A 9,543-nucleotide genomic window follows, 5' to 3' on the forward strand; every position below is an offset into this window, starting at 1 on the left:
GCACACCGCCGACACCCAAGCTGCCTCCCGCAGAGGTTTGGATCAACCCGCCGGCCGCAGGCTTAACCGAGATCCAAGAGCCTCCCGAGCAACACTAAATTCGACACCCCGGTGTCTCATTTTCATTGACACATTCCGAACTCTTCACGGGCTGCATTAGCGAGCAAGCGAAGCCGCTCGACTTCGGCGGCTTGATTCTCGGGCTTCGGGAGCTTGAGCCACATGCGTTTGATGGCCCCGATCTTTCCGACTTGATCTAGTAGTTGCTCGGCTCGCAGCAGTTCGTCATTTGTGCTGACGATGCGCCGAGCCGCGCCCGCGCAATCCTTTTCCGCGGTTTGGGCCATTCCTTGTAGAACCTCGGGCGACGGCAGTTTCCTCGCGCGTTCCCGTATTGGCTCCAAGGAGCGGCTGAGACGCAACCGACCCATCTCCTCGTTCAATCGCTTTTCGGCAACCAGCTTCTCGTTGCAATGCCGGTCGCGAGCGCCGCAAGCCGCGTTTAACGACCGGCGAAGGTCGCTTAAGGCGCGCCCCGGGACCAGAAGCCCAGCGGCTTCGGCTGCCAACTGCCGCATCTGCGATTCTTGGGCGACAAGCGCAGACAGTCGAGCAGATACGGTTCGTTCGTCCTCTACAAGCGCCGAAACGCGCTTGGCCTTGTCCTCAAGCTTGGCAATATCGTCGGGTGCATCGGACAACCATTCCGCGATCTCCAACAAACGCTGCATCTCGCCCGATTCTTTCTTCGTCGCGTCGAGTTCTTGTTGCGCTTCGTTGCGCCTCTCCTTCAAAAGTCTCTCGCGCTTCTCCACAATGCTGCGCATGATGATCTTGGTGTCGCTCGCGCGGTCCATTTCGCGAAGATCCGATTTCACGGGATCGCCGACACGCACGATGTCGCCCTCCTCGAATCGCCCTTTGCAAGCTTCTGCAATCTTTAGCACCGCGCCGTCGACCGCGGTGTTGGTGTGGGAGGCGATCAAGAGGGTCTTGCCGAGGTGAAGCAGTTGCGCACCAATCTCTCCGATGGTGTAGGTCTTGCCCGTTCCAGGCGGACCCCATACGAATGTGGTATCTCGCCCGAGAGCGCTCGCGACTGCTTGCTTTTGCTCCTTGTTGAGCACCGGGATGATGGCCGTGAACGTAACGGGTTTTCCGGACGGCGGGCGTTTGCCCAACACCCGGTCCGCCGCTGAGTGACCCTCCTGCGCCTTCTCTTCGATGCGAGCGATTAGCCGCTTCAAGAGCATGGTCAGATCGGTTTGCAGTCTTGCACTGGGGACGGCGCGGCCGATATGCGTGGCGACCGCGAGCGTAACCTTGAGTTCGGCGATCTCAACCAATCTCACGTCGATGGGATTGTCTGGGCGGTCCGGCAGGATGAGCTGACCCTCTGTATCCGGGGGCACTCCGACGCGCGCGAGTGTGTCGAAGGTGTAATGGAAAGCACCGCCGACCGGCGCGACGAGCTTGCCGTCGGTCAGGGCAACGGCTGTAGCCGAGAGATTTGCCTGGGCGGCAGTGATCTCCCGATCAAGCGCCGTCCTAAATTCGTCGAGCGGCGCTCGGAGGGGCTGCCGGTCGGAGGCGGTTTGTTCCATGTCATGCGGTCCGGTGATCGCGTAATGCAGGGTTACTAAAGTACGCCGTCGTTTCCATGTCTATTCCTGGCAACGGCGGATGCCGCCGACACACAGCACGCCGTAAACACAGAGCAGACCCTGCCCGGCCTGTCGGCACAGCACGTCGAAGAGGCTCGGATCCGTGAACCAGGCGACCGCAACGACGATTTCTTGCGTCGCCGCGCTCAACCGCTTGGCGATCTCTTGGGGGATGTTCTCGAAATGGGCGGTCGTTTCCATGTGCTGTCCGTTGACTGCCTGACGAGTGGGGAGGTAAACCCCGCGTGGCCTTGCATGCCGTGGATGGTCGATGGCTGCCCGCGCCGATGGGCATCGTACCGAAGCCCAAGGTTTAAGCCAAATGTCAGGTCCAGGTCCAGACCGGCACCACTCGGCCGACTGCGGATCGCTGGTCCGAGGAAGCGCACAGCGAGCGCGGATCGCGCTCTACATGTCAGCCGACCGAAAGCGGGATTTCCTGCTATCTCGCTCCCGTGGCGCCCGTCCCCACTTCTGTTGACTTTCAAGTCAATGCCTTATTGCTCCATCGAAGGCACTGCATGCGCACCGATGGGGCACGCTACAGGGCGAGTCCAAATTTGGACCGGCTCCGCCTGGCCAGCGACCCCTTGCATTTATCGTTACAGCAACGATAATTGACGGACTATTCTCGTTTTTGAAACGCAAAATGAAAGAAGCCACCACCACGAAGCGCGGACGGCCCGCCACGGGACGCGCCCGGACTCCGGCCCAACGCAGTGCAGACCTGCGAGCACGGGCCAGAACCCAGGTATTCGAAGGCTGTCCGACGCCCCTTGGTGAGGTTGCCGCATCGGTCCTGCTGGAGGGGATCGCCACGGCCTACCGGGCAGGGCTGCCGTTCGAGGTTGAGCGAATCGCGGATGAACTGCTGCGCCGTTTGGGACACTCTAAAGCCGTTACAGAAACGACAATAGAGCCCGCAGCGGTGACCGCCGGGTGACGAGCTCCGGCACCACCTGGCCAGCACGCCCCAGCGACGGGCCCTAAATCGTGGTCGGGCTCAAGGTCCGCGCGCCCCTGCCGACGGGCTTCCACCTGACCACGAGGCCGACCGCTGGCGATAGTTCCCTTGGGGCCGGCGGACGGCTGCACCTGATTCTGTGGGCATCGCCGGTTGCCGCCGGTTGCCAACTCGTGCGCAGCCCCGCGGCTGGGCCACATCTGCTAACATCCCATAACAACTGCCCGGACCGCAGGCAGTGTGCCCTGCATCCGCGGGCATGAACCTGGACGAGGGTGGTGATATGCGTCAGTCACAGTGGAAGCTTCGCTGCTATGCGGAACATGAGCCGCCAGGCGTGTGGGTCGCCTTGTGCCTGGATTTCGACCTGGCCGCGCAGGGTGAGACATTCGAGGAGGCGCGCGACCATCTGGACGCCATGATCAACGATTACGTGGAGGACGCCCTTACCGGGGAGGATCGCGACCACGCCGCCGCCCTGCTGAACCGCCGGGCGCCCTGGCCTTACTGGCTGCGATTCTACTGGTTCAAGCTGGCCGTGCCGTTGCGCGGCCGTCTGGCAGGCGCCCACCGACCGTTTATCGAGTCGCTGCCGCTCGCGCTGGCGCGGTGAGCGGTCACTATCCCCCGCTGACCTGTGCCGACGTAAAGCGCATCTTGCGCGCCTTGGGCTTTGCGCCCCGACCCGGGCGGGGAACTTCACACGAGCAGTGGGTCAAAGACACCCCGGAAGGTCGGCTTAAGGTGACGGTCGATTGCCCCAAGGCGCCGTTCTCACCCGTCTTGATTCACTCAATGTCTCGCCAAGCCGGAGTCACCAAGGCCGCCTTTTATGCGGCGCTCAACCCCTGATTCCTGCCTGACCGACCGCCGGGGCAGCCTGAAGCGTGCCTGCCGGGGGCGACCCGACGAACGGCACCGGGTGCGGACTTTGCCCCGCGTGGTGACTCTATGGTGACTCAAACGAAAACGGCCTAGACCCGCTGAGGTCTAAGCCGTTGTCTTTATTGGCGCGCCCGGAGAGATTCGAACTCCCGACCACCTGGTTCGTAGCCTGAGAGTCGCACACACTACCGCCTACCTCCTGTTACGTTACCCCACGTTTTAACAACAGCTTACCCGCTCAAGACGTGCTATCCTTTACGGCATAGTACGCCCCGATTCGCTCTTTTGTGGTTGCGCAGTGGTTGCGCGCGCAACCAACCAAAGGGGCACTGGGGACCCATCGAACCGAGCGGGGAGACGATGAACACCGAGACCAAAACCGAGGGCGGCCGGGCGCTGGTCAAGCTGACGAAGCGCAGCGTTGAGGGCATGACCTACGAAGGCACCGGGAGAAACCCGGATTACCGATGGGACCCCGAGGTTAAGGGCTTTGGCGTGCGGGTCTACCCGACCGGGCTCAAGACGTTCTTGGTGGCCTACCGATCAGGCGCCCGCAAGCGGTTCCTGAAACTGGGGACACTCGGTAAGGACATGACCGCGGAGCAGGCCCGCGCGGCGGCAAAGGCGAAGCTCGGGGCAGTGGTACAGGGGGCCGACCCCGCCGAAGCCCGGGACCAAGACCGCCAAGGCGAAACCGTGCGCGAACTGTGCACCGCCTATCTGGAGCGTTACGCCAAGGTCCACAAGAAAAGTTGGTCAGAGGACGAGCGGCGCATCAACAACCGCATCCTTCCGGCATGGGCCAGCCTCAAGGCGAAGGCCATCAAGCGCGCCGACGTGGCGGCCCTACATTCCAAGATCGGCACCAAGGAGGGGCACCCCTACGAAGCAAACCGGGTGCGTGAGCTGGTGGCCAAGATGTTCGAGCTCGCCCACCGCTGGGGCTTTGTTCCAGAGGACCACCGCAACCCGGCCCAAGGGATTGACGACTACAAGGAGACGAAGCGCGACCGCTGGGTTACCCCTGACGAACTGCCACGGCTGGCACAGGCGATCAACGAGGAACCGAACGAATCAGCCCGCGCGGCCCTGTGGCTCTACCTGCTGACCGGCTGCCGGAAGTCCGAACTACTCAAGGCCCAATGGGCTGATGTGGATTGGACCCGCGAAGAATTGCGCCTGGCCGACACCAAGAACGGCAAGACCCATTACATCCCCTTGAGCCCGCCCGCTGTGGCCTTGCTGCGCGACCTGCCCCGGGCCGATGACAACCCCCACATCCTGCCCGGCAAGCTCCCAGGCGCCCACCTGGTGAACGTGAGCAAGCCTTGGGGCCGGGTGCGCGCGGCTGCCGGTGTCGAGGATGTGCGGCTACATGACCTGCGGCGCACCGTCGGCAGTTGGCTTGCGCAGTCAGGTAACTCGCTGCATCTGATCGGCCGGGTTCTGAATCACTCCAACCAATCGACCACCGCGGTCTATGCCCGGTTCGGTGAGGACTCGGTGAGGGCGGCCCTGGACCAGCACGGCGCCCGGCTGATGGGGGCGGCCGGACTGACACCCACGGCAGAGGTTACCGCGCTTCCGACCCGCGCGCGGACCGCCGCGAAGTGACCGACTGACCAGTTACGGCCGGGTCTAGGCTGATCCCCGAAAAGGCGGCACCTTCACCGCCCTGACCTGGCCCCCTTTATTGAAGGCTTGCGCTTGAAGGTGCGCGACTATGGCAGAAACTGAGCTTCTATGGCATCAAGCCTGTGACATCCTGCATTTGCACGGTACTACACGGGAAAACGGTTGGCCCGACTCGCTCAATATCGAGCAGATAGCACAGCTTCATTTCGATGGAGATAAGGTCAGGGAGCGCGCCTTGTTATCTATGCTAAGGACGGAAATTAAGAAAGGCAGGTTACGGGTGAGCGGGGCCGACCATATACGGGGCATCGACCATTCAGAGGCATGGCTTATCCAGCAGCTTGGGGGGTGCAGTAAGAGCCGGTCGCCGCGCGATATTCCGAAAGTCTCACGAGAAGCTTATGCGCAATGGCAGGACCGCCACCAACTCACTGAAAGCCCACTGTTGCGAGGATGGATCGCGCTGCCCGATGCCCAGCGTCCTACGGCTGCCGTACCGGACACCGCCAACATGGTTGCTTGGCGTGCTGTGATGCTTGAGTCATGGTGGGCGATCATGGCCGAGCACGGTCCCAATCCAGCGGCACGCGCCGTGCTGCGCTGGCTCAAGAAGAACGGCCCGCGCGACAAGATCCCTGAGCACCAGCCAGACCGGGACGTTTTGCACTGGATAGACTCTTACTACAGCCCGCAGACGGTGACGCTCAAGACCCTGAGCAACTGCCTTTACGAGTTGCGGACGGCCGGGAAGATTCCCGCCTAAGTAGAAAGTTTCCCGACCTGATTCCCGACCTGATTCCCGTTTCCCGCGGGCTTCCCGTCCGCGCCCCTTTCGCGGTTTGCCTGATTTATCGTGGTCCTACGCATTCAACAGTAGGCCCCGCGAACATGGCGACCGCAACAGCAACCCCCCTTAAGACCCTGCGTGACGAGGTACAGGAAGCCGAGAGACTGAGTATCTCCCGCCGAACCCTTCAGACCTGGCGCCTTCGTGGTGGCGGCCCGCCGTTCGTCAAGATCGGTTCAGCAGTGCGCTATGACCCCGCACAGGTTGACGCCTGGCTGGACGAGCATACCCGCACCAACACCGGCCCATCGGCCGGACCTGCCCCGGCAAGTCGTGCACGGGGTTGCTGATATGGACGCCACAAACGAGAACGCCCGAACCGGGGAGGGACCGGAACGGGCGCGAGAACAGAACAGAAACGGGCCGTGCAATTATACCTCTGGCGGTCTTGCCGCGCCCCTACTCGCTCGCCTTGAAGGTGTCATTCCCGCCGGCCCTGGCCGCTGGTATGCGCGATGCTGTGCCCATGACGACAAGAGCCCATCACTCAGCGTGATGGACAAGGGCGATAGAGTCTTGATCCACTGCTTCGCCGGCTGCGACCCATCCGACGTGCTGACCGCGATAGGATTGGACTGGAAAGACATCTATCCCGACCGCTGGGACTGCGCCGCCAAGCGACCCAACGAGGCCGCGCGCAAGTGGGCGCAGCGTACCCTAGCCGCCCTAGACCCCCTGGACATCGAGCGAGGGATATTGAAGCTCGCCGCCGCTGCCCGCCGGGCGGGTCGCCCTGAGTCGATCGAGGATCGCGCCCGGGTCGAGGTCGCGGTTCTGCGGCTGCGCGCCGCAAAGGGGGGCAACTGATGGACGGCACCTACTCAGCGGATGACATGAGCCCCGAGGACCTGGAGGCCCTTGCGGGTGGCAGTTATCACCCCGGCCCGGACCATGGCCCCGAACCGGGCGCCAGCCCTAATTCTGCGCATTGTGCGGATTCTGCGCCGAAGGAACCCGCCCCATGGCAGGACCTGGTACCGCTCGCAACGCCCAAGCTGCCGCGACTGGAGCCGGGCAGTCTCCCAGTATGGGCAGGGACCTACGCCGCCGCATTGGCGAGTGCCACCGAGACCCCCGCAGAACTGCCGATCGGTATGATCCTGGCCGCCGCCGCCGTGCCATGTGCCCGGCGCCTGCGCGTCTTGGTCGCCCCCGGTCATTTCGAGCCCTGCAATCTGTGGCTGGCGGTCGCATTGCCCCCGGGTAACCGGAAATCTGCGGTACAGAGCGCCGCCTGTGCCCCCTTGGTCGAGTGGGAGCGCGAAGCCGCCGCCGCCAGCGCGGAAGATATAGCCCGCGCAGAGAGTGAGGCCAAGACCTTGCAGGCACGCGCCAACAAGGCCCGGACAGATGCAGCCAAGGCCAAGGATCAAAGAGAGGTTGAGGCCGCAACGCAGGACGCCGCCGACCTGGAGGCGCGCATTCAAGATGCTCCGAAGCCTCCCCAGCTATGGACCAGCGACGCCACCCCGGAAAAGCTCGGTGTCATGCTTGCCGAGCAGAACGAGTGCATGGCGTGGCTATCATCTGAGGCGGGTCTATTCGATTTGCTGGCGGGTCGCTATTCAAGCGGCATTCCAAATATGGATCTTGTCTTGAAGTCTTGGAGCGGGGACCCTGAGCGCGTAGACCGCGGAGGGCGCCCGCCTGTCTATTTGGCGTCGCCCCGTCTGACCATTGGTCTATCGCCACAACCTGACGTGCTGCGCGGACTGTCGAATAATCCGGGTTTCCGCGGTCGGGGTCTGTTGGGACGGTTCTTCTACTTGCTGCCCCCGTCGCCGCTCGGGTATCGAGACCTGAGCTCTGATCGCCCCGGCGCCCGGGTGCCCGAACCGGTCGCAACCGCCTATCGTGAGGGAATCCGAGCAATGCTCGACTGGCCCCTTGCCGCGGACCCGGACGGGGTAGAGGTCCCGCATCTGATCCGCTTGGAGCCCGCCGCCTATGCCGAGTGGTTGGAGTTCGCCCGCATGGTCGAGGCCCGTATGCGGCCCGGCGCCGACCTGGAAGGTCTCACGGACCTGGCCGGCAAGGTCCCAGGGGGAGCGGCCCGGATTGCTGGCGTGTTGCATGGGATCGAGCACGCCCACGGCAAGCCATGGGAGGCGCCTGTGTCGCTCGCCACCATGGGCCGCGCTCTGACCCTGGCCGCCGGCATGCTGGCCCATAGCGCCGCCGCTCTAGACCTGATGGGGGCAGACGAGAGCATAGCCGGCGCCCGCAAGGTCTGGGAGTGGCTTGAACGAGGCCGCCGCGCAAACTCCACCGTCCGCGAAGCCTTCAACGCACTGCGCGGCCCGTTCCCGCGGGTAGCCGGGCTTACCTTCGCACTGGAGGCCCTTGAGGAGCGCGGTTACATCCGCGTCATGGAGCCCGTCAAGTCTGGCCCGGGACGCCCGCCGTCACCACGGATCGAGGTCCGGGCGGAGTTCGCGGAGGCGTGGCGATGAACTGGCGCGACTTGATGACCGCCCCGGTTGCCCCCTGGAGCCCGCCCCCGACGAGCGGCCCCCGGGGTGGTTCTGCGTATTGTGCGGATTCTGCGTTAAGCGAAAGCGCCCCCGTAGATGGGTCCGGGCAGGGGGGCAGCGGGGGGGTACTGGAAGACTATTTTGGCTTATTACCTTACTTAATAGATCATAAAGGAGCACAAGCACCCCACAATGCCTTAACGCAGAATCCGCACAATACGCAGAACCCTGCCACCGACCGCCAGTCAGAGGGGCTTTCGCCTAACGCAGAATCCGCAATATCCGCAGACCCCCCCGCCCCCCGCCGTCTGTGGCTGGTCACGCCGCCGGACGGCCCGCGGTTCTCCCTATCCTGCACCCTGCCAGCCACCCGGGCAGAGGTCGCGGCCCTGCATCCCGGCGCCCTGGTGGAGCTCGAACAGGACCCGGCGCCCGTCCTCGAGCCTGACGCGCCGCACCACCTGGAACAGCCCCCGACGCCCGGCCCGGCCCCGGTGTCGTGCGCGTCCTGCGGTCACTACGTCCCCAACCCGCGGGGCTTTGGCGGGCTTGGCCGATGCCTGACCAGTGCGCCCGCCAGCAAGCGCCCCGGGTCACTGTGGCCGCGGGGTGAGATCGTCTGTCGTGAGCATTTGGAGGCCGCGCATGATCCCGAATGACCCATGGGCGCTAATTGATGAACTTGGCGCCGAAGGTATCGAGCTACGCCTAAAGTCACGCGAGAAAGCACAGGTATTTGTGAGGTCTGGCCAAGAGCAACGCTATTGGGAGCATTGGAAGCCCATCATATTCGAGCACGCCGGCCCCTTGTTCGCGGTACTCACCGGCCAAGCGGTGCGCATTGACACGCCGCGCCCCCGGCCGCTCTGCGGGGCATGGAAGAAGAAGCGCCGCACCAAGCCGAAGAAGTCGCCCGGCCCGCATGGGGCAGGCCCAGCACCGCGGAGCGCAGCATGATCGACACCTACGCCGACACCCGCGCCATGCTGCGCGACACCATCGGCCGGGGCATCTGGCCACGATTCGACCGCACCGGCCGGCTGCGCGAAGTCACCGGCACCCGCACCGCGGCCC

General features: G+C 64.0%; 11 protein-coding genes. 8 read left to right on the forward strand and 3 right to left on the reverse strand.

Annotation, left to right across the window (positions count from 1 at the left end):
- Positions 1 to 122: 122 nt before the first annotated feature.
- Positions 123 to 1,604, reverse strand: coding sequence for an AAA domain-containing protein (locus QZX93_RS15165; protein ID WP_295389109.1), 1,482 nt, complete (start codon positions 1,602 to 1,604; stop codon positions 123 to 125).
- Positions 1,605 to 1,664: 60 nt separating this feature from the next.
- The gene (locus QZX93_RS15170) at positions 1,665 to 1,865 is read right to left on the reverse strand and encodes a hypothetical protein (RefSeq protein WP_295389108.1); all 201 of its coding nucleotides are present in this window, start codon (positions 1,863 to 1,865) and stop codon (positions 1,665 to 1,667) included.
- 448 nt (positions 1,866 to 2,313) lie between these two features.
- On the opposite strand from QZX93_RS15170, the gene QZX93_RS15175 reads away from it, so the two are divergent.
- The 8 genes from QZX93_RS15175 (at position 2,314) to QZX93_RS15210 (ending at position 8,448) form a co-directional block, all read left to right on the forward strand.
- Complete coding sequence (locus QZX93_RS15175; RefSeq protein WP_295389107.1) at positions 2,314 to 2,607, forward strand: hypothetical protein; 294 nt, start codon at positions 2,314 to 2,316, stop codon at positions 2,605 to 2,607.
- A gap of 304 nt (positions 2,608 to 2,911) precedes the next feature.
- The gene (locus QZX93_RS15180; RefSeq protein WP_295389106.1) at positions 2,912 to 3,241 is read left to right on the forward strand and encodes a DUF1902 domain-containing protein; all 330 of its coding nucleotides are present in this window, start codon (positions 2,912 to 2,914) and stop codon (positions 3,239 to 3,241) included.
- Positions 3,238 to 3,480 carry a type II toxin-antitoxin system HicA family toxin gene (locus QZX93_RS15185; protein ID WP_295389105.1) on the forward strand — a complete coding sequence of 81 codons (243 nt, stop codon included), beginning with the start codon at positions 3,238 to 3,240 and terminating at the stop codon, positions 3,478 to 3,480. Before QZX93_RS15180 ends, QZX93_RS15185 begins: the two co-directional genes overlap by 4 nt.
- Before the next feature lie 393 nt (positions 3,481 to 3,873).
- On the forward strand, positions 3,874 to 5,127 hold the full coding sequence (locus QZX93_RS15190) for a tyrosine-type recombinase/integrase (RefSeq protein ID WP_295389104.1): 1,254 nt from the start codon (positions 3,874 to 3,876) through the stop codon (positions 5,125 to 5,127).
- 109 nt (positions 5,128 to 5,236) lie between these two features.
- Positions 5,237 to 5,911 (forward strand): hypothetical protein, encoded by a 675-nt coding sequence (locus QZX93_RS15195; RefSeq protein WP_295389103.1) that lies wholly within the window; start codon positions 5,237 to 5,239, stop codon positions 5,909 to 5,911.
- A 125-nt stretch (positions 5,912 to 6,036) separates the two neighbouring features.
- Positions 6,037 to 6,285: a helix-turn-helix domain-containing protein gene (locus QZX93_RS15200; RefSeq protein WP_295389102.1), complete on the forward strand. Its 249-nt coding sequence runs from the start codon at positions 6,037 to 6,039 to the stop codon at positions 6,283 to 6,285.
- A 226-nt stretch (positions 6,286 to 6,511) separates the two neighbouring features.
- Positions 6,512 to 6,802, forward strand: a complete 291-nt coding sequence (locus QZX93_RS15205) for a hypothetical protein (protein WP_295394731.1) — start codon at positions 6,512 to 6,514, stop codon at positions 6,800 to 6,802.
- On the forward strand, positions 6,802 to 8,448 hold the full coding sequence (locus QZX93_RS15210) for a YfjI family protein (RefSeq protein WP_295389100.1): 1,647 nt from the start codon (positions 6,802 to 6,804) through the stop codon (positions 8,446 to 8,448). The genes QZX93_RS15205 and QZX93_RS15210 overlap by 1 nt, the downstream gene beginning before the upstream one ends.
- A 368-nt stretch (positions 8,449 to 8,816) precedes the next feature.
- Here QZX93_RS15210 and QZX93_RS15215 read toward each other — a convergent pair whose 3' ends face one another.
- Positions 8,817 to 8,987, reverse strand: coding sequence for a hypothetical protein (locus QZX93_RS15215; protein WP_295389099.1), 171 nt, complete (start codon positions 8,985 to 8,987; stop codon positions 8,817 to 8,819).
- Positions 8,988 to 9,543 lie beyond the last annotated feature (556 nt).

The organism is uncultured Thiodictyon sp., from assembly GCF_903946935.1.
GTDB lineage: Bacteria > Pseudomonadota > Gammaproteobacteria > Chromatiales > Chromatiaceae > Thiodictyon.

Coding starts and splice junctions, on each gene's coding strand:
- QZX93_RS15165 (WP_295389109.1), bottom strand. CDS start 1,604: ATGGAACAAACCGCCTCCGACCGGCAGCCCCTCCGAGCGCCGCTCGAC.
- QZX93_RS15170 (WP_295389108.1), bottom strand. CDS start 1,865: ATGGAAACGACCGCCCATTTCGAGAACATCCCCCAAGAGATCGCCAAG.
- QZX93_RS15175 (WP_295389107.1), top strand. CDS start 2,314: ATGAAAGAAGCCACCACCACGAAGCGCGGACGGCCCGCCACGGGACGC.
- QZX93_RS15180 (WP_295389106.1), top strand. CDS start 2,912: ATGCGTCAGTCACAGTGGAAGCTTCGCTGCTATGCGGAACATGAGCCG.
- QZX93_RS15190 (WP_295389104.1), top strand. CDS start 3,874: ATGAACACCGAGACCAAAACCGAGGGCGGCCGGGCGCTGGTCAAGCTG.
- QZX93_RS15195 (WP_295389103.1), top strand. CDS start 5,237: ATGGCAGAAACTGAGCTTCTATGGCATCAAGCCTGTGACATCCTGCAT.
- QZX93_RS15200 (WP_295389102.1), top strand. CDS start 6,037: ATGGCGACCGCAACAGCAACCCCCCTTAAGACCCTGCGTGACGAGGTA.
- QZX93_RS15210 (WP_295389100.1), top strand. CDS start 6,802: ATGGACGGCACCTACTCAGCGGATGACATGAGCCCCGAGGACCTGGAG.